This window comes from Vreelandella lionensis (assembly GCF_002087295.1).
Classification (GTDB): Bacteria; Pseudomonadota; Gammaproteobacteria; order Pseudomonadales; family Halomonadaceae; genus Vreelandella; species Vreelandella lionensis.
The window spans coordinates 47,819-67,285 of the sequence record NZ_MWVI01000083.1; the positions used below are offsets into that span (position 1 = coordinate 47,819).

The 19,467-nt window shown below is 58.5% G+C and carries 8 protein-coding genes and 10 pseudogenes; 13 read left to right on the top strand and 5 right to left on the bottom strand.

Annotated features, from left to right (window positions below):
- The first annotated feature begins 59 nt into the window (after positions 1-59).
- The 4 genes and pseudogenes from hemC (at position 60) to B4967_RS11875 (ending at position 4,495) form a co-directional block, all read left to right on the top strand.
- Positions 60-1,003 (top strand): annotated as a pseudogene (gene hemC, locus B4967_RS11860) (hydroxymethylbilane synthase).
- Complete coding sequence (locus B4967_RS11865) at positions 1,000-1,752, top strand: uroporphyrinogen-III synthase (protein WP_083025393.1); 753 nt, start codon at positions 1,000-1,002, stop codon at positions 1,750-1,752. Before hemC ends, B4967_RS11865 begins: the two are co-directional and overlap by 4 nt.
- Before the next feature lie 43 nt (positions 1,753-1,795).
- Positions 1,796-3,235, top strand: a complete 1,440-nt coding sequence (locus B4967_RS11870) for a uroporphyrinogen-III C-methyltransferase (protein WP_192859210.1) — start codon at positions 1,796-1,798, stop codon at positions 3,233-3,235.
- Positions 3,232-4,495: pseudogene (locus B4967_RS11875) on the top strand (heme biosynthesis HemY N-terminal domain-containing protein). The gene B4967_RS11870 and the pseudogene B4967_RS11875 overlap by 4 nt, the downstream one beginning before the upstream one ends.
- 180 nt (positions 4,496-4,675) lie before the next feature.
- Here B4967_RS11875 and mscL read toward each other — a convergent pair.
- The 3 genes and pseudogenes from mscL to hglS all read right to left on the bottom strand — a co-directional run.
- Positions 4,676-5,044: pseudogene (gene mscL / locus B4967_RS21360) on the bottom strand (large conductance mechanosensitive channel protein MscL); the annotation flags it as partial.
- A 111-nt stretch (positions 5,045-5,155) separates the two neighbouring features.
- Positions 5,156-5,602 (bottom strand): annotated as a pseudogene (gene aroQ, locus B4967_RS11885) (type II 3-dehydroquinate dehydratase).
- A 53-nt stretch (positions 5,603-5,655) separates the two neighbouring features.
- Complete coding sequence (gene hglS, locus B4967_RS11890; protein WP_083025395.1) at positions 5,656-7,026, bottom strand: 2-oxoadipate dioxygenase/decarboxylase HglS; 1,371 nt, start codon at positions 7,024-7,026, stop codon at positions 5,656-5,658.
- A 195-nt stretch (positions 7,027-7,221) separates the two neighbouring features.
- Between hglS and B4967_RS11895 the strand changes: the two are divergent.
- Positions 7,222-8,091: pseudogene (locus B4967_RS11895) on the top strand (DUF72 domain-containing protein).
- Positions 8,092-8,246: 155 nt separating this feature from the next.
- Positions 8,247-9,588, top strand: a pseudogene (locus B4967_RS11900) (sodium-dependent transporter).
- 49 nt (positions 9,589-9,637) lie between these two features.
- Here the strand turns inward: B4967_RS11900 and B4967_RS11905 are convergent.
- The gene (locus B4967_RS11905; protein WP_044629316.1) at positions 9,638-9,856 is read right to left on the bottom strand and encodes a PA3496 family putative envelope integrity protein; all 219 of its coding nucleotides are present in this window, start codon (positions 9,854-9,856) and stop codon (positions 9,638-9,640) included.
- Between the two features lie 254 nt (positions 9,857-10,110).
- Here B4967_RS11905 and hexR point away from each other — a divergent pair.
- From hexR to B4967_RS11920, 3 genes and pseudogenes are all read left to right on the top strand, one after another.
- Positions 10,111-10,964: pseudogene (gene hexR / locus B4967_RS11910) on the top strand (transcriptional regulator HexR).
- Positions 10,965-11,054: 90 nt separating this feature from the next.
- Positions 11,055-13,252, top strand: a pseudogene (uvrD, locus tag B4967_RS11915) (DNA helicase II).
- 124 nt (positions 13,253-13,376) lie between these two features.
- Positions 13,377-14,465, top strand: a complete 1,089-nt coding sequence (locus B4967_RS11920) for a TRAP transporter substrate-binding protein (protein WP_083025397.1) — start codon at positions 13,377-13,379, stop codon at positions 14,463-14,465.
- Between the two features lie 80 nt (positions 14,466-14,545).
- Here B4967_RS11920 and B4967_RS11925 read toward each other — a convergent pair.
- Positions 14,546-14,925, bottom strand: a pseudogene (locus tag B4967_RS11925) (acyl-CoA thioesterase).
- Positions 14,926-15,055: 130 nt separating this feature from the next.
- On the opposite strand from B4967_RS11925, the pseudogene B4967_RS11930 reads away from it, so the two are divergent.
- The 4 genes and pseudogenes from B4967_RS11930 to pstB all read left to right on the top strand — a co-directional run bounded on the left by B4967_RS11930 (position 15,056) and on the right by pstB (position 19,444).
- Positions 15,056-16,000, top strand: a pseudogene (locus B4967_RS11930) (PstS family phosphate ABC transporter substrate-binding protein).
- A gap of 107 nt (positions 16,001-16,107) precedes the next feature.
- Positions 16,108-17,226 (top strand): ABC transporter permease subunit, encoded by a 1,119-nt coding sequence (locus B4967_RS11935; RefSeq protein ID WP_083025398.1) that lies wholly within the window; start codon positions 16,108-16,110, stop codon positions 17,224-17,226.
- Positions 17,226-18,638 (top strand): phosphate ABC transporter permease PstA, encoded by a 1,413-nt coding sequence (gene pstA / locus B4967_RS11940; protein WP_083025400.1) that lies wholly within the window; start codon positions 17,226-17,228, stop codon positions 18,636-18,638. Before B4967_RS11935 ends, pstA begins: the two co-directional genes overlap by 1 nt.
- Positions 18,632-19,444: a phosphate ABC transporter ATP-binding protein PstB gene (gene pstB, locus B4967_RS11945; protein WP_074211262.1), complete on the top strand. Its 813-nt coding sequence runs from the start codon at positions 18,632-18,634 to the stop codon at positions 19,442-19,444. Before pstA ends, pstB begins: the two co-directional genes overlap by 7 nt.
- Positions 19,445-19,467: the final 23 nt, after the last annotated feature.

Genomic DNA, 19,467 nt, shown 5'->3' on the forward strand with positions numbered 1-19,467 from the left:
CTTTATGATGAGAATTATCACAGTTCGACGCGCCGTGTCAGCGGCAAAGGGAGAATCAGGTGTCATCCATCACTAAATTGCGCATCGCCACGCGTAAAAGTCAGTTGGCCATGTGGCAGGCCGAGTACGTCCGCGACCGCTTGATGGCGGCACATAGCGGTCTGGAAGTTGAGCTTTCCCCCTCTCCACCAAAGGCGACAAAATTCTCGATACGCCTCTCTCCAAAATTGGTGGCAAAGGGCTATTCGTCAAGGAGCTTGAAGACGCCATGCTGGATGGACGCGCCGATATTGCCGTGCACTCCATGAAAGATGTGCCCATGCACTTCCCGGAAGGCTTAGGGCTTTCGGTGATTTTGGAAGGTGCTGATCCCACCGATGCGTTTGTGTCCAATCACTATAACAGCATAGATGAACTGCCCGAAGGCGCACGTATCGGCACTGCCAGCCTGCGCCGCGGATTGCAGATGCGCGAAGCGCGCCCAGATCTACAGATTCTCAACCTACGCGGCAATGTACAAACTCGCCTTGGCAAGCTCGACGATGGTGAATTTGACGCTATTATTCTGGCGACCTCTGGCCTGCAGAGCTTAGGCCTCGACGCCCGTATTGCACAGGCGCTGCCACCTGAGATTTGCCTGCCCGCCTGCGGTCAAGGGGCGCTGGGCATTGAGTGTCGCCTGCACGACCCCGAGTTGATCACGCTGCTTGCCCCGCTGGACGACCAGGACACCGCTACTCGCGTTCGAGCAGAGCGCGCCATGAACACGCGCCTGGAAGGTGGCTGCCAAGTGCCGATTGCCGGGCACGCCGTACTGGATAAAGCCAACGATACCCTGTGGCTGCGCGGGCTAGTGGGCAACCCAGAGGGCACCGAGGTACTGCGTGCCGAGGGCCGTGGGTCTATCCACGAGCCGGAAGCGCTCGGCATTCGTATTGCCGAAGAGCTGCTGGATCAAGGCGCTGGCGATATCTTGGCAGAGGTTTACGGCCGCAACGTATGAGCCAGCCGGTACTGATCTGCCGCCAAGGGGGGCGGGGCGAAGCGCTGGCCGATGCCCTGCGGGCAAGCGAAGGCTGGGTGGAGTCGCTTGACGTGATGCATCTGGAAGCGCTGCCTGAAGATGCTACGCAGCGCCAAGTCTGGTTGGATATTGATCAGTACCATAAGATAGTGGTGGTCAGCCCCTTTGCCGCTTACTGTTTAAGCGAGGCGCTGGATCGCTACTGGCCGCAGCTACCTATCGGTATTGATTACTATAGCGTTGGACGGGGCACTGCCAGCATACTGTTCGATCAGCTTGGGGTTCGGGTACGTATTCCTCCGCCCCAGCAGGGTGAAGACACCAGCGAAGCGCTGCTTTCGCTAGCGTCGCTTCGCCACCTAGCACATCAACGAGTGCTGCTGGTGGCAGGAGAAGGCGGCCGCACGCTGATCGCCGACACTCTAGCGGCACGCGGGGCCACTATTACCCGGCTGGCGGTCTATCGGCGGGTTTATCAGCCGCCTTCGCCAGCGATGCAAAAGCGCCTCGCCACAGGTGCCTACCGGGCGCTGATCGTCACCAGCGGCGAACTGCTTGAATATCTGCCAAAATGGTGTGGTCCAGCAGCGTTGAACCAACCGCTAATCGTTTCCAGTCACCGTTTAGCTACACTGGCCGGTAAACTGGGTTTTTGTGACCTCAAGGTGGCGTCGGGAGCAACGCCGGCTGCGCTGGTGGCCGCGTTGGATCGGTCCTGCAACCCATAGGGTGCCGATGTCGATCAAGGAACTTAATAAGGGCTAGCGACAGATGAGCAAACAACCAAACGAGCAGGAAGGCGTTAACAACACGTCTGCCGATGCATCCCAAGATAACGCGCAACCGAGCGATACTACGGCATCATCGGCGAAAAGCGAGTCGACTGCTGGCAGCGCCTCCTCCTCTTACGCGGCTAAGAACAGCCGCTCGCGCCGCCGCAATAAAGGTGGCTCAAGCGCTTCGACTACCAGCGCTTCAAATGCCAGTGCACCCACGGCCGGCACGGCAAGCACTGCGCAGGCCAACGCCCCAAAAAATACCAAAGCGACGGCAGCAGAAACCAAGCCGACCGCCACAGCAACACCTGCAGCGTCCACCTCCTCGAAAAGCGGCAGTACATCCGCTACTGGAGGCCCAGGCAAGCCGACTCCGCCCTCCTCTACCGGTGGCGGCAGCAGCAAAGGTGGCGGCGTAGCCATTGCCCGGGTGATTATCCTGGCACTTGCCCTGGGTCTAGTAGCGTGGCAAGGCTGGCAGCGCCTGGATAGTCAGCAGCAGCGCTTAGATGAGCGGGCTCAGCAAGCCCAGAATAGCGCTTCTCAGCAGGCCGTTAGCGACCTTGAAACACGTATCGATGAGAGCGAAGCCGAGCGCGGCCAGGCGCTAGACAGCACCATGAGCGAACTGCGTAGCGAGCTGGATAGTTACCGCAGCGAAGTGAGCGGCCCGCTGGACGACGTTCTGGCTCAGCTCTCCCAAGAGCAGGACACCGACGAGCGCGACTGGCTACACGCCGAAGCCGCCTACCTGCTGCGCCTGGCTAATCAGCGCCTACAGTTAGAAGGCGATGTGGAAGGTGCCGCCGCGCGGCTGCGTACCGCCGATGCCCGCCTAGCCGATGCTGATAACCCGTCACTGACGCCCGTGCGTCGCGAGATTGCCAACGAGCTCGCTGCGCTAGACGCCGTACCCCAAGTAGACCGTACCGGTATTTACCTGGCCCTGAATGCCCAGCAAGAGCGCGTGGCAGGCCTGCGCCTGTCTCAAGAAATTGAAGAGCGCGCCGTGACCTCAGGTATCGAGCAGCCGCCTACCGGCACTTTCCAGCGTCAGCTAGCCGGCTTTGGTGAAGAGCTGAAAGATCTCGTGGTGATTCGTCAGCACGATGAAGCGCTGGAAGCCCTAATCACGCCTGAGCAAGAGTCTTACCTGCGTCAGAGCCTGCGCCTGATTCTCGAGCAGTCTCAGTTAGCGCTGCTCAAAGAGGAGCCGGAGCCATATGAAGCGAGCATCGACAAAGCCCTGGAACTGCTCAACGGCTACTACGATACCGAGCGTGAAGAGACCCAGAGCGTGATTGCCCGTCTGCAAGAGCTGAAGCAGGTTCAGGTACAGCCTGAGCTGCCGGACATCAGCGCCTCTCAACAAGCGCTGGCCAGCTTCATCGACAATCGCTTCGAGTCGCGCCGTCAGGATGGAGGTGATGCATGAGAAAACTCATCCTGCTGATCGTTGCGGGCCTCGCGGTTGGCGCGCTCTTTGGGCACCTGATGATGTCGGTGCCCGGCTACTGGCTGATCCGCGTTGGTGACACCTCGGTTCAAACCTCGTTCTGGTTTGGTCTGGTGCTGCTGCTTGGTGCCTTTATTGTGCTGCACTTCGCGCTGCGCCTGCTTACCGGCATTATGCGCCCGGTTGGTCGCTTCCGTACCTGGAACAGCCGGGCCCGTAACCGTCGCGCCATGAAACGCACCGTTCGTGGTTTGGTGGCACTCACCGAAGGCCGCTGGAAAAAAGCCGAGAAAACCTTGGTGCGCGCCGCCGACGACTCCAGCACACCGCTGGTGAACTACCTATCGGCCGCGCTGGCAGCCCACTATCAGGGCGACCACGAGAAGTCCCAGGAGCATCTGAACCAGGCCCAGCTGACCACCGACGGCGCGGATACCGCCATTGGCCTGATGCAGGCGCAGCTGATGATTGACCGTCAGCAGCCGGAAGAGGCTCTGGCAATTCTCAATCGCCTGGATAAGCAGCTCACCAATCACCCGCAGGTACTGAAGCTTTTGAAGCAGGTACACCTGAGCGTCAACGACTGGGAAGGCCTGCGCCGCCTAATTCCACGACTGGCTGCGCAGAGGCTGATTACCCAGCAAGAGCGCGAACAGCTGGAACTCAAAGCGTATCGCGAGCTGATCATCTTCGAAGCGAAGAACCCCACCAATATCGAACGGGTTCGCGGGCTGTGGGCGGATATGCCCGACTACCTGCGCGGCAATACCGAGCTGATCGTGCTCTATACCGAGGCACTGCTGCACGCCAACGAAGAGCCGATTGCCGAGCGTCTGCTGAACCACTCGCTGGACAACCACTGGGACGCCCGCTTAGTGAAGCGCTACGGCCTGCTCAACGTGGATGCCGCTCGCCAGCTCGCCAAGGCCGAAAAGTGGCTACAAGAGCGCCCCAACGACCCCGCCCTGCTGCTCGCCTGTGGCCGCCTGTCGCTGCGTGTGGGCCAGTGGGAAAAAGCGCTGGAGTACTTGGAAAGCCAGCCAGCGCCAGCGCCCCAATGGGGAGGTGTGTGCCGAGCTTGCCCGCCTCTACGCAAGCCTAGGCGAGCACAACAAGAGCCAGCTCTACTATCGCCATAGCGTCGATATGCTGGCGAAATCTCTGCCATCGCTGCCACAACCCAGCGATGCCAGTGACAGCACGCAGAGCGATAAGAAAGCAGCGAAAAAGACGGCGTAACCGCCTTCTGCAACGCAAAAAGGGTGCCCGCGGGCACCCTTTTTTAATGACGCTTCGCTCCACGCTATCGGTAGGCTTCTCTGAGGCCGCCGCCTGCAGTTCAGAAGTACAGTGACCGCAGCGAACGGCCTTGATGGGCACCACCATAAAACAGTAAGGGCAGGGCTTTTCGGTCGGGTCTGCCGGTGCCACCGCCTCTTCGCGCTTTAAGCGGTTGATGGTACGCACCAGCAAAAACACCACGAACGCGACGATGGAGAAACTCACCACCGCGTTGATAAACAGCCCCACGTTCAGCGTCACCGCCCCCGCCGCTTGAGCTTCCGCCAAGGTGGCATAGGGCGCTCCCGCCACGCCTTCCCGCAATACGACGAACAGATTCGAAAAATCGATCCCACCCACCAACAGGCCAATCAGCGGATTCATCACGTCTTTGACAAGGCTTTGCACGATCAGCGTAAACGCCCCGCCAATGATGATACCCACCGCCATATCAATCACGTTGCCCTTAACAGCAAACTCGCGGAATTCCCGAAAAAATTTAGCCATACCCTACCCATCCTTACCAAGCCAATGAAACGCCAAGGGCTAAGTTGCCCTGAGAGAAGGATGGGCCACGGTTAAAAGTGCGGCAAGGGCTAACGATACAAGGGAGTTATATTATTGATGGGAGGCAGCCATCACCGCCTCTAGCGCCGCTTTATATCCCTGCACGCCTAGGCCAGCAATCACGCCATCGGCCCGTAGCGAGACATAGGAGTGGTGGCGAAACGACTCGCGCTTATGCACGTTGGAGAGATGGACTTCGATGACCTGGCCATCAAAGGCGTGCAATGCATCGAGGATCGGCCACTGAGGTATGGGTGTAGGCCGCCGGGTTGATATTAATGGCCTGCGTGCCATCCCCCCTCGCTGCGTGGATGGCGTCGATGAGCGCGCCTTCATGGTTACTTTGCAGGCAGGTGATGTCCCAGCCTGCCATTACCGCTTTTTCGCGCAGCAGGTTATTCACATCGTCCAGTGTGTCATAGCCATAAATCTCTGGCTGACGCTGCCTAATAAATTGAGATTAGGCCCATGTAACACCAATACTTTGCCCTGCTGCATAGCGCTCTCCTGCGGTGATGTGGTTAACCATGTCTTGTGTTAGTCAGCACGTTCTAACACCTTCCCCCAAGCGCTGCCAGCGCCTTATCCAGTGATGCCTGCTGGCGCTGTTCATACAGCGCAATTTCATCAATCACGGAGGCACCCAAGTCACGCTCGAATTGGGCTTGGTTGGCTTGGCTTGCGTATTCATCGCGCTGCTCGCCGCCCAGGTTCGACTGGAAGCTGCCCGCCGCGCTAACCGGCAGGAAATCTTCATAAATCATGGGCTGGCAGGCCAATGCGCCTTGATCAATAAGCGCTTCAAGGGTAGCCGCGTGGAGCTGCTCGGGAAGCGACACATGGGCACCCGGCACGGCGTCGTAGTGGAAAAACGCCACCTCTTCGCGGCGCAGGGTTGTGTTGTCGTCAGGAAATGCCTGAAACACCTCGGCGAGCTGCGACTGATGGACGTTGTTATCTTTGGCAGGAGGCAGCTGCTGCGACTCGGCCAGCAGGCGGTCGTATAGCGCGCGCCCTTTTTGAGTGAGAGCAACCCCGCGCTGCTCGATTTCACCGAAGCGGGCGGTATGGTGTCCCGCCACGCTGTCGGCAAAGGTAATGGTCTCTTCCAGCGCTTTGAAGCTGGTTTGGCGCAGTAGAATCGGGCAGCGGCGACGGGGCGGGCCTTCGATCACCGCCTTAGGGTCGATGCCAACACTCGGCATCTGCTGCTGCACCGCATCGATGTCTAGGGTGCGCGGGGTAAGATGGTTGATATGCGGGCCTCTAAAGCTCACCACGTCAGCAATAAGCCGATGCTCCTGGTGTAAACGGTCATAGGTGGCACGATCCACCGTCGCATCGTGGTGCCAGCGGAACGTATCGAGCGCGGCCTGCACGAATGCCTTGGCATCGGCTGCGTTTAAGCCACTTTGCTCTTCACAGCGGGCGATTAGCGCCTGGGCCTCGGGCGTGACGATCTCACGGCGAGAGAGAATTTCCCGGGCCTGCTCACGCAGTTGAGGGTTCTCGATGAGTTCAAGACGTAACAAGGAAGTAAATACGCGGAAGGGATTGCGCTTCAAGGCGTCATCATCCACCGGGCGAAACGCCGTGGAGTGCACCGGCACACCGGCAGCAGCCAGGTCGTAATACCCCACGGGATGCATGCCCATCACCGCAAACATACGCCGTAACAGTGACAGCTCTTCAGGCAAACCAACGCGGATCGCTCCATGGCGCTCAACGCTAAGGCGCGCTAGCTCATCCGATGATTTGAGCGTGTGGGCTAAGGCGGCATCCTCTGCCAGCACATTATGATTCACGCTCTCCACCAGCGAGAGCAGCGTGCCATATTGCGGCACTTCCTGTTGATACATCGCCGACATCGCTTTGGAAAATTGATCGCGAATATCGTCGGCGCTTACATAAGCAGCATCCATGGGGCGTCCTGTTGGTCATCTTGTGAGTGTTATAACGATTACCATAGTAGCGCTGCAGCGACGGGGGAAATTGCATAAATTTGGCCGTTATCTTCATTAACACGCCTTGGCCCCCGCCACAGCACATGGTGTTACCGGTTACACTAAGCCTTTCTGTTTCGACAATTCTACGTTTCGACAAAGGCCACCGCTTAGATGACTGCCTCACGCTCGCCGCTACCGCTCTATCTGGGCTTGCCCATGTGGGCCAATCAGGATTGGCAGGGCAGCCTCTACCCGCGCCAAGCCAAGACCGACCTGCTCAGCGATTACGCGGCGGTGTTTTCCAGCGTGGAGGGCAATACAACGTTTTACAGCGGTGCGCCTTAAGCCCGATATCATCGCTGCCTGGGCACGTCAGGCCCCTGCTCATTTCCGTTTTTGTTTTAAACTGCCCGCCAGCGTGACGCACGACCAGCGTCTCGGCAGTTTAGCGTCTGCCTGGGAGTTTATAGAGGCACTGACGCCGCTCCATGACCGGCTTGGTCCAACCATGGTCCAACTACCGCGTGATTTCGGCCCCTCAGAGTTACCTACACTCGAAGCATTGCTCGCCCACTGGCCAGTCAGTTGCCCTGTGCTGTTGAGGTGCGCCACCCTGTTTTTTTCCACAAGGGTAAGGAGGAGAAGGACCTCAACCGATTGTTGATAACTTATGGCGTTAATCGTGTGATGCTGGCTGTGCGTCCGGTGTTCTCGACCCCCGCCGAAGGCCATGCGGGCCTCGCTCATGCCCAACAGGAAAAGCCGAAACTCCCGTTACACGTGCTTTCCACAGCGGAGCAACCGATTATTCGCTTCATTGGCCATATTGACAAAACCATCAATACTCGCTACTTCGCTCCGTGGATAGAGCGCCTAAAGCTGTGGATAAGTCAGGGGAAAACCCCTTTCTTATTTGTGCATACAGCGGATAACCGTGAGTCTCCTGAGATGGCTCGACACCTGTACCACGCCCTTCAACAGCACATCGCACTGCCTGAGCTTGAACCCTTTGCCGATGAAAAGCAGAGCCAGCTGTTTTAAGCCGTCTTTTTAGATGAGCTGACTGGCAAGCCCTACCATGATCGGATAAATTGCGCGTTCTTTCGGAAAAGTACGCTGGCAATTTCTCTATTTCCGAAAATCGGCGCACTGCGCCGATAACGACTCATTATAATTGAACGTAACACAGGTGATTTATGGCAAAACTTGCACATGCACAGTGGTCATCTCGTATGACCTTTGTGCTAGCCGCAGCGGGTTCAGCGGTTGGCTTAGGGAATATTTGGAAGTTCCCTTATATGGTAGGTGAAAGCGGCGGGGCTGCTTTCGTATTTGTTTACCTGCTCTGTATTGGGCTCATTGGCTTGCCCATTCTTGTTTCTGATTGGCTTTTCGGGCGGCGCGGGCAGAAAAACCCTGCGAGCACGATGTCCGAGCTGGCACGCCAAGCCAATAAATCCAGTATGTGGGCCGTGGTTGGCATCAGCGGCATCATTGGGGCGTTTTTAATTCTGTCGTTCTATAGCGTGATCGGCGGCTGGTCGCTCTACTACACCCTTAACTCCGTCACTGGCACCTTCAGTGGTCAAGATGCCGACGGCATCGGCGCGCTGTTTAACGGCATGCTCAGCAATCCTGGGTTGCTGTTGCTAGGCCACTCTGCCTTTATGCTCTTGGTGATTGGCATTGTGGCTCAGGGTGTCACGAAGGGTCTGGAAGGCGCTGTGCGCATCTTGATGCCGGTGTTGGCGCTACTGCTGGTTGTGCTGATCGGCTATGGCATGTCGACCGGCCATTTTGGCCAAGCGCTGGAGTATATGTTTAACCCGGATTGGAGCAAGCTAAGCGCAGAGACAGTCCTGGCAGCGTTAGGGCACGCCTTTTTCACCCTTTCGCTGGGTATGGGCATTATGATGGCGTATGGCTCTTACTTGGGCAAAGAGATCAACCTGCTCCAAACCGCCCGTACCGTCATTATTATGGATACGGTGATCGCACTCGGGGCGGGGCTTGCGATCTTCCCCATCGTATTTGCAAACAACCTTGACCTAGCCTCAGGCCCTGGGCTGATCTTTGTTACGCTGCCCTTAGCATTTGGCAATATGGACGGCGGCTCTCTCCTGGGGTTGATGTTCTTCCTGCTGCTCACCTTCGCGGCCCTTACCTCGGCCATTTCACTGCTTGAGCCAGTGGTTGAGTTTATTGAAGAGCGCACGCCGCTGTCTCGCGTGATGGCGACCGTTGTTGCCGGGGTGGGCGCTTGGGCGCTGGGTATTGCCGCTCTGCTCTCCTTCAACGTGTGGAGCGAGCCGCTCATGTTCGGTATGGGCGTGTTCGACCTACTGGATACGCTGACCAGCAAAATCATGCTGCCGCTTACCGGTTTAGGCGCGATTCTCTTCGCTGCGTGGTGCTTAGAGCGCAAGAGTGTCGAGGCTGAGCTTGCTGTCAGCCACTGGCGTAAGCGTATGGAACATCATCGCGCGCTATGTAGCGCCCGCGGGTGTCATCGCTGTCTTCGTCACAGGCTTACTCTAAGCCGTTACGGCCCCGCTAGCTGGCGGGGCTGTTCTATCACACGCTGTTTTTAGTGCAATTCGCTCTCTTGCGGTTCGTCATCGTCCGGCATGGGAGCGATATCCCGCGATAGCTTCTGAAACTCCCGATGCAGCTCAATCCCTCTGCGTGCCCTTAGGCTACGCTGGGCGGCGCTGCGCCGACGTTGGGCATGCTCATCGACCTCCATACTCATGAATATGTCGAGCAATTCGCTTTTTACCGAGGTCATTCGTTCGACGTTTCTCATGATCGACGCTCCTCCAGGTGAAGTTGCCTACGTCCACCTGCATCCGTGACGACTGATTTTTAAATGATGCAGTGCGGCACGTCACTTCTTACTATAACCTACTTGACAAAATGATGACGATTCTTGAAGAAAGGGGTTAACGCCCTTTAAACGGCAGCCATTACGGGTGATTCCCGCTGCCCTCTTCGCGTCACTCAGGCATACTGTGGCCACCTAGGCTGCATAAGCACGATCAAGAATTTAAGGAGCTGAACGTGAGCCGCGCCCTGTTCGATGAAATGAGACGCCGCATGGAGCATTTCCGTCGCTCCGAACAAAAGGTAGCGCGGTTCGTGCTGCGTAACCCCGATGAAGTGATCCATATGCGGATCGTGGACCTGGCCACTGACGCGAAGGTGAGCGAGCCCACCGTGGTGCGCTTCTGCCGCGCGCTCGGCTGCAACGGTTTCCAGGACTTCAAGCTTCAGCTCGCCCAGATGCTGGCCAGCGGCAGCCAGTTCGCCCAGTTCTCGATGAACGATAGCGACTCGGTGGCGGAGTTCTCTCACAGCATTTTTGACTCCACCGTCGGCACACTGCTGTCGGTACGCGATCGGCTCGACAATGAAGCCTTGGGGCGAGCAGTGAATGCACTGGCCATGGCCAACCGGGTGGAGCTTTAAGGCTTTGGTGCCTCTGGTGCCGTGGCGTTCGATGCCCAGCACAAGTTCTTCCGCCTCAGATCTCGACCTCCGCCTACGCCGACCCGCACATGCAGAACATGTCGGCGGTGACGCTGCAAGAGGGCGATGTGGTGGTGGCGATTTCACAAACCGGGCGTACCAAGCCACTGGGGGCCAGCGTGCGCTTGGCCCGCGAAGCGGGGGCGACGGTGATTGGCCTGTGCCCCAGCGAATCGGCGCTGGCCCATGAAGTGAGCCTGCCGCTGTTTATCGATGTGCATGAAGATACCGAGATTTACACGCCGCTCAGCTCGCGCATCGCCCACCTGGTGCTGATCGACGTGCTGGCCGTTGGTGTCGCTAAAACCCGCGGCCCCAAACTCGCCGAGCAGCTTAAAGCGGTGAAAAAGAGCCTGACCACGCTGCGTTACCCAGACGACCACTAACGGCGGGCTAACGCGACGTACGCTGTATACCCAGCCAGTGGGCGGGCTGTGCTAAACTGACCGCCCATTTTCGAACCGGCAGCGGCTTATATGGACGACGTCACGGCGATACTTGATCAGCTCAATCCCGCTCAGCGGGAGCCGGTGAGCGCCCCCCAAGGCAACCTACTGGTACTGGCGGGGGCTGGCTCCGGTAAAACCCGCGTGCTGGTTCACCGCATTGCCTGGCTGATGCAGGCCGAGGGGCTGTCTCCTTACGCGCTGCTGGCGGTCACGGTTTTCCCACAAAGCAGCGAGGAAATGCGCACGCGCTTAGAAGCGCTGCTGGGCATTTCCATGCGCCATGTGTGGGTCGGCACCTTCCACTCCATTGCCCACCGGCTGCTGCGCACCCATTGGCAGGATGCCCCCCTACCGCAACATTTCCAAATCATTGATTCCGACGACCAGCTCCGTCTGATCAAACGGCTGCTCAAAGATTACTCGATTGACGATGGGCGCTTCCCGCCCCGCCAGGTACAGGGGTTTGTGTCTGGCTGCAAAGAGGAAGGGCTGCGCCCGCATCAGGTCAACGTCAACGGTGATGGCTATTTGGCACAAATGGTCGAGCTGTACGAGCGCTACCGGCTCACCTGTGAACGTGGCGGGCTGGTGGATTTTGGCGAGCTGCTGTTGCGCAGCCTGGAGCTTCTGCGCGATAACCCACCGCTGCTGAACCACTACCGCGAGCGCTTTGGGCATGTGCTGGTAGACGAGTTCCAAGACACCAACACCCTCCAGTATGCGTGGCTGAAACTGCTCACCGGCCAACAAACGCCGATGACAGCGGTCGGCGATGATGACCAGTCGATTTACGGTTGGCGCGGCGCCAAAGTGGAGAATATTCGCCGCTTTGAAGAGGAGTTTACCGATACCCATACGGTGCGTCTGGAACAGAACTACCGCTCTTCCAGCGCAATCTTGGAAGCCGCTAACACGCTGATTAGCCATAACAGCGAACGGCTGGGTAAAAACCTCTGGACCGATGGCATCGAGGGCGACCCGATCTCGGTATACGCCGGGTTAAACGACCTGGAAGAAGCCCGCTATATCGTTGACACCATTAAAGAGAAGGTCGACGAGGGTTTAAACCGCCGTGATGTGCCATTCTTTACGCTCTAACGCCCAGTCGCGGCTGCTGGAAGAGACGCTGATTCGCCAAGGGATGCCCTACCGCATCTACGGCGGCCACCGCCTTTTATGAGCGGCTGGAGATCAAAAACGCCCTGGCCTACCTTCGCCTGCTGCTCAACCGGGACGACGACGCCTCCCTTGAACGCGTCATCAACGTGCCCACCCGAGGCATTGGCACCCGCACGGTGGAAATCGTCCGCCACCGCGCACGGGAACAGGGCGTTTCGCTCTGGCAGGCGCTCCACGACGCGATTCAGGATGGCACCTTAAGAGGCCGGGCGGGCAACGCCGTGCAGGCCTTCGCCAACCTGATTGAGCAGCTCGATAACGACGCCGCCGGGTTACCGCTGCATGAAATTATTGACCATGTCACCGCGCAAACCGGGTTGATCGAGCACCACAAAAGCGAGCGTGGCGAGAAAGGCCAGGCGCGGGTCGAAAACTTGGAAGAGCTGGTCACCGCCGCGCGCGCCTTCACCCATGGCGACGCCTTTGAAACCCCGGAAGCGGGCGACGGCATGGCGGCGCTGGAAGCATTTTTATCAGAAGCCGCCCTCAACGCAGGCGACCACGAAGCCGAAGAGTTCGAAGACAGCGTGCAGCTGATGACGCTGCACTCGGCGAAAGGGCTAGAGTTTCCGGTGGTATTTATCGCCGGTGTGGAGGAGGGGCTGTTCCCGCATAAGATGTCGGTGGAGGAGCCTGGGCGGCTCGAGGAGGAGCGCAGGCTTTGCTATGTGGGCGTTACCCGCGCCATGCAGAAGCTCTACCTGACCCACGCGGAAACCCGCCGCCTGCATGGCAAAGAGGTGTTTCCACGTCCGTCGCGCTTTCTGCGCGAACTGCCGCCCCATCTGCTGGAAGAAGTACGCCTAAGGGGCCATATCTCCCGCCCAGTGACCGCATCGCGGCAGAGCTTCGCCCAAACCAGTATCGAGAGCGACGGCGAGCTGCCCGCACTGCATGTCGGCCAGCGGGTCGAGCACCCGGTGTTTGGTGAGGGGATTATTCTCAACGCCGAGGGCGAAGGTGCCCGTGCTCGCGTGCAGGTGAGCTTCGACGGTGAAGGCGTGAAGTGGCTTGTGCTCGGGTTTGCCAAACTCACGCCGCGTTAACGACAAAGGGCAAGGGAAGACAGATACTTGCCCTATAAAAGCTGCTTAGCGCATACTGGCGGGCGGACACTGCGCTCACTGCGCTTATAAAAAAACAGCCTATAATTTCGGAGTCATGCCCGCCATGCAACGCCGCCAATTTTTGAAAACCGCCGGCCTGGGTGCCGCCGGTGTCGCTGCTGCCCCCTTTGTTTCTACCGCCAGCGCTAACGAAACCTACACCTGGGATATGGTCACCTCCTGGCCGAAGAATTTCCCCGCCCTCGGTACCGGTGCTAACGACTTTGCTCGTCGTGTGGAGCAACTCTCCAACGGCCGTATGCGCATTCGTGTACACGGTGCGGGCGAACTGGTACCCGCACTGGAAGTCTTTGATGCCGTCGCCGCTGGCACTGCTGAGATGGGTCACTCCGCCTCTTACTACTGGCGTGGCAAAGTCGCGGCTTCCCAGTTCTTTACCGCCGTGCCGTTTGGCATGACCACCACCGAAATGAACGCGTGGCTGTACCACGGCGGTGGCCAGGAGCTGTGGGATGAGATCTACGCCAACCACAATCTGAAGCCGTTTGCTGTGGGCAACACCGGCACGCAGATGGCGGGCTGGTTCAAAAAAGAGATCAACTCCCTCGACGATATGCAGGGCCTGAAGCTGCGCTTGCCGGGTCTCGCCGGTGAAGCCATGAACGGCATCGGTGTGAGCACCGTGAACATGGCCGGTTCAGAAATCTTCACCTCGCTGCAAACCGGTGCGCTAGACGCCGCTGACTGGGTTGGTCCGTATAACGACCTAGCCTTTGGCCTGCACCAAGTGGCGGACTACTACTACACGTCAGTGTGGAACGAGCCCTCTGCCGTCCTTGAAGGCACCATCAACCTGGATGCGTGGAATGCGCTGCCGGAAGACCTGCAGGACGTGATCCGCGAAGCGGCACGCGCTTCTAACCTAGCGATGATCAGCGAATTTGCCTACCGCAACGCCCAGGCCCTGGAAACGCTGGTAGAAGAGCACGGCGTGCAGCTGCGCACCTTCCCCGAAGACGTGATGGCCGCGCTGTACGAGTCGTCTAAAGAGGCCATTCAGCGCCAGGTAGATAGCGATGAAGAGTCTCGCCGCGTTTACGAATCCTACTCGGCGTTCCAGAAAATACTGCGCCCGTTTAGCGATGCAGGCGAATACGCCTACCTGAAGAGCCGCGACAACGTAGGTGCATAACTACTCTCCTCGTCTCGGCTAATAAAAAAGGGTGCTTCGGCACCCTTTTTGCTGATTTAGCGGTTAATCAAATATTGCCGTTAGCTATGCACCGCGCGAATGCGGCCATTGTCATCCAATGCCACCATCACAAAGCGCGCTTCGGTGACTTTCTGTCGCTCTTCAATATGGCGGCCGTGAGGCGTCTATGACCAATTTCTTGTACCTGGGTATACACGCTGACCATCGAACCCACCCGAACGGGGCTGAGAAAATCCATCGACTCAATGGCAACCGTTGCAGTACGACCACCCGCCTCGCGCCCTGCGGCCAACTCTGCCGCTTGATCCATTTGATTGACTAGCCAGCCGCCAGGAATATCTCCATAGAAATTGGTATCTTGTCGAGAAGCCAGTAACTTTAAAGTGAGCTGTCCTTGTGGAGCGGGGATGTCGTCCAAGTCGGTGTCCAATGGTGTCATAAGGTGGTCGCTTTGTAGGGTTATTGTTGTGATGATACAAGGTGGTATGAAGGGTCGTGACGTTGCTGCATCGCAACAGATGACCAACAGTTAATCATAAGAGGGGTGACGTTTGAAGGGCAATCGTTTGATGCGCTATGGCGGGGGGGTTCACCGGCCGCATCACCTCTTGGTGGTTGTCTGGCTGCTACTTTGTTGCTCTTTTGCGTGGGGGCAGCCAAGCGTAGTCAGCGGAACGCTAGGGGCCGTTGGTTCCGACACCATGGCGGGCCTGATGCTACGCTGGGGGGAAGCGCTCAATCACCGCTACCCAGATATTACCCTGCAGTTTCAAGCCGGAGGTTCCGCCAGCGCCCCGACCGCCTTGGGGGCGGGCACCACGCGTTTTGGCCCGATGCCGCCCCCCATGACCGACACCGAGCGCCAGCAGTTTATCGAACGTTATGGCTATCCGCCTCGCGAGTTGAGTGTTGCCCGAGATGCACTGCTACTGGTGGTGCACCGCCATAATCCACTGGCATCGCTCACCCGCGAGCAGGCCGATGCCATCTTCTCTACTTCGCTAGACTGCGGAGGCCTCCGCCCCATCCGCCGCTGGGAGGATTTACTGCCTGAGGAGCAGTGGCCTTACGGTAAGATTGCCCTGCATGGTCGCAACGTGGCCTCGGGCACCCACGGGCTCTTTCAAGATCGCGCCCTGTGCAACGGTGAGTTTCGCCGCGATATTAGCGAGCACCCGGGTTCTTCAGCGGTGATTGCTGCTGTCGGGGAGTCCCCCAACGCCATGGGCTAAGCGGGCTATAACCATGTAACCCCCATGGTGCGCGCGCTGCCGTTGATTAACGACGAAGGCAGCGCTATCAGTCCAAGCGTGGCAACGATCCAAGATGACAGCTACCCGCTCTCACGGGATCTCTACCTTTACGTTAATCTGCCGCCCGGCGACACACTGCCGCCTGCCGAGCAGGCCTTTATTGAACTGATTTTCTCAGAGGAGGGTCAGCAAATCGTTCAAGCAGCTGGCTTTGTGCCGCTGCCACTGGCCCAGCGCCAACCTCCTCTGCTGGATCACTAAGCTGTCACCTAACTGTCACCTAACTGTCATAACCATTCCCGTAGGGTGGATAACTCTGGCCATGTACGTACTTTTTACTACGGCACTCGTTTCTTTATGATGTCGACATGACTCCCCCACGGCTACCTTTTTCGCGTCAGCCGCTGCGCCTTATTCACGACCGTATTGCTACCGGACTGATTACTGCCGGCGGTGTTGGCGTCCTGTTAGCTATTCTTGCCATTGGCGTGTTTCTCGTGTGGGAAGCGCTGCCGCTGCTAACGTTTGGCGACGCATTATCACTCAACACGCTATCGCCATTGGCTTGGGGCACCCTCAAAGCCGCGCTCGCCGCCATGCTGTTCGCCACGCCCATCGCACTGGGCGCGGCCATGTATTCAGCGCTATTTATGTCGAAGCGACTACGCAGCCGAGTCAAACCTATCCTGGAGCTAATGGAAGCGATACCCGGCGTGGTGGTGGGCTTTATTGCCGGGCTTCTGTTGGCACCTTGGGTGGAGCAGCAGCTCGCCAGCACTCTGCTGGTGCTTGTTTGGCTACCGCTGAGCGCTGGCCTGGCCGGTGGGCTTTGGTATCTTGCCAGCGCTAGGGTGCGCCAGTGGCTGCCGCTCTCCTGGGCGGGCGTCCGGCTGATGCCATGGCTGGCGATCATGGTCACACTGGCGCTATGGCTGGCACCGCTCATGGAGCAGGCATGGTTCGGCGGCGACTTGCGCCGCATGCTCGACCAGCAATACGGCCTGGATTACGCCACCCGCAACGCACTGATCGTGGGGATCGCCATGGGGTTTGCGGTGATTCCCAGCATTTCCTCGCTGGCAGAAGATGCCCTCGCTGATGTGCCCGCCAACTTGAGGGAGGGTGCCCAGGCACTGGGCGCCAGCCGCTGGCAAGCGCTGCGGAAAGTAGCGCTCCCCACCGCGGGTCCTGGAGTCTTTTCAGCGGTCATGATTGGTGCCGGGCGCGCCGTGGGCGAAACCATGATTGTACTGATGGCCAGCGGTAATACGGCGCTCTTCAGTGCTAGCCCTTTTGAGGGGCTGCGCTCCCTGTCGGCGTCAATTGCCATTGAGCTACCGGAAGCCTCCCCAGGCGGCATGACGTATCACCTGCTGATTTTTGCCGCCCTGGCGCTGTTTATCTTCACCTTTTTGGTTAATACGTTAGCCGAAGTGGTGCGCCAACGGCTGCGGCAACGCTACCAGCGCCTAGGGGGTAACCGCTGATGGCTTGGCTATCTCGTCCACTGCGTGCCCGCGCTACGGGCAGCTTACTGTGGCCTTGGCTATGTGCCGCGAGCGTTGCGTTGTCGCTGCTGATGTTGGCGACCCTACTGACGCTGCTTGCCACCCGTGGTCTTGGCCACTTTTGGCCCGCGGAGCTGGAGGAGGTCACTCTGCACTCCGGTGACACGGTAATCGGCCAACCGGTGCGTGAAGCTCCACTGCCCAATGCAGCGGGAGTGGAACGGCTCTACTTTACCGGCAATCGAGATATCGGCGGTGAGAGCTGGCGCTGGGTGGCCCTGGACGATATCGACACCGTCGCCGTGCCCGACGACCTCATCCGGTTAGAGCGCGCGCCCTGGGGCGACTTTATTGGCCGCTTAGACGAGGTGGAGAGCGCGGGCCAGCGCTTTGAAGACGAAGCCGCTTGGGCGTTTGTCGCTCATGCGATGACGCTTCCCGAGAGCCAGCGCCCTATTGCACAACTCCGACTCACTGCGGCCAATGGCCAAATCATTACCCAGCCGCTGGAAGGCATCACGCGCTTCCAAGCGCCTAATGCCATGTCCTGGGAGCAAAAAGTCGTCGCCTGGAGTGAGCGTATTTGGCAATTCCTCAGCGAAGGCCCACGTGCAGCCAATACGGGAGGCGGCGTTTGGCCTGCTATTTTCGGGACGGTGCTGATGGTGATTCTAATGTCGGTCATCGTGACACCGTTTGGCGTGCTGGCCGCCATTTATCTGAATGAAATCGCGCACCAGAACCGCCTAACCCGCTTAGTGCGCATCGGCGTGCGCAATCTCGCGGGGGTGCCCTCGATTGTTTATGGGGTGTTTGGCCTTGGGGTCTTCGTTTACGGTATCGGTGGCTCTATCGATAGCTGGTTTTTTGAGGATGCGCTGCCCTCGCCCACCTTTGGAACCGGCGGCCTCCTCTGGGCATCGTTGACCCTGGCGCTGCTAACGCTGCCGGTCGTCATCGTAGCCACCGAAGAGGGGCTGGCGCGTATTCCCGACGCCCAGCGGGAAGGTGCAGTGGCGCTGGGTGCCACCCGTTTGGAGATGCTGACCCGCGTGGTACTGCCCATGGCTACCCCCGCGATGCTCACCGGTGTGATTTTGGCGGTAGCTCGAGCCGCAGGGGAAGTCGCCCCGCTGATGCTGGTGGGCGTGGCGAAACTGGCCCCGCAAATGCCCGTCGATGGCGAATTTCCCTATCTGCATCTAGAGCGCAAGTTTATGCACCTCGGCTATCATTTATTTGATACCGCTTTTCACGGTGAAGATGTCCAAGCCGCCATCCCACTGGTGTTTGCCACCGCTCTGCTGTTAGTGCTGATTGTGCTGGTGCTTAATCTAACTGCCATATTTCTGCGTCATTATTTAAGGCGTCAACGAGGGAACGAATGCTAGCGTTATCGTCCGCCAACCCAACTCAAGCACCGGTAACTCGATTTTCAGCCGAGACCTGCTGTTTGAGCATCAACCAGTTTCACCTCGCTTATGCGGGGAAAACGGCGTTGCGCGACCTAACACTTGACGTGCCTCGCCATCGAGTCACCGCGTTCATCGGCCCGTCGGGCTGTGGCAAATCTACTTTGCTGCGTGCGATTAATCGGCTGCATGACCTGAATGAGTCGGTGACGCACCATGGGCAAATCCAGTTAGAAGATCAGGACATCCACGCCCCGCAGATGAACGTTACCGAGCTGCGACGCCGTGTGGGCATGGTGTTTCAAACGCCCAACCCGTTTCCGATGTCGATCTATGAAAACGTGGCGTTTGGGCTGCGCCTGCAGGGGCGCCTGCCTAAGCGCAAACGCGACGATATTATAGAGTGGGCGCTCACCTCAGCCGCCCTGTGGGATGAGGTGAAAGATCGCCTGCACCGTTCCGCGTGGCAGTTATCCGGTGGGCAGCAGCAGCGCTTAGTGATTGCCCGCACGCTGGCCGTACAGCCCGATGTATTGCTATTGGATGAGCCTGCCTCGGCGCTCGACCCTATTTCTACGCTTAAAATTGAAGAGCTAATTCGTAACCTGAAATCCCAGCTCACGCTGGTACTGGTTACCCACAATATGCAGCAAGCCGCACGGGTATCCGACTACACGGCTTTTTTGCAGCAAGGTGAACTCGTTGAATACGGGCCAACGGATCAAGTGTTCACCAACCCGCGTTTACAACGCACTGAAAACTACATCACCGGCCGCATGACCTAGGCCCAACCGACGTTACGTCAGGA

Bases quoted from the DNA above. Each gene is read 5' to 3' on its own strand.
- pstA (WP_083025400.1), top strand. From the start codon at position 17,226: ATGGCTTGGCTATCTCGTCCACTGCGTGCCCGCGCTACGGGCAGCTTA.
- B4967_RS11935 (WP_083025398.1), top strand. From the start codon at position 16,108: ATGACTCCCCCACGGCTACCTTTTTCGCGTCAGCCGCTGCGCCTTATT.
- hglS (WP_083025395.1), bottom strand. From the start codon at position 7,026: ATGGATGCTGCTTATGTAAGCGCCGACGATATTCGCGATCAATTTTCC.
- B4967_RS11870 (WP_192859210.1), top strand. From the start codon at position 1,796: ATGAGCAAACAACCAAACGAGCAGGAAGGCGTTAACAACACGTCTGCC.
- B4967_RS11865 (WP_083025393.1), top strand. From the start codon at position 1,000: ATGAGCCAGCCGGTACTGATCTGCCGCCAAGGGGGGCGGGGCGAAGCG.
- B4967_RS11920 (WP_083025397.1), top strand. From the start codon at position 13,377: ATGCAACGCCGCCAATTTTTGAAAACCGCCGGCCTGGGTGCCGCCGGT.
- pstB (WP_074211262.1), top strand. From the start codon at position 18,632: ATGCTAGCGTTATCGTCCGCCAACCCAACTCAAGCACCGGTAACTCGA.
- B4967_RS11905 (WP_044629316.1), bottom strand. From the start codon at position 9,856: ATGAGAAACGTCGAACGAATGACCTCGGTAAAAAGCGAATTGCTCGAC.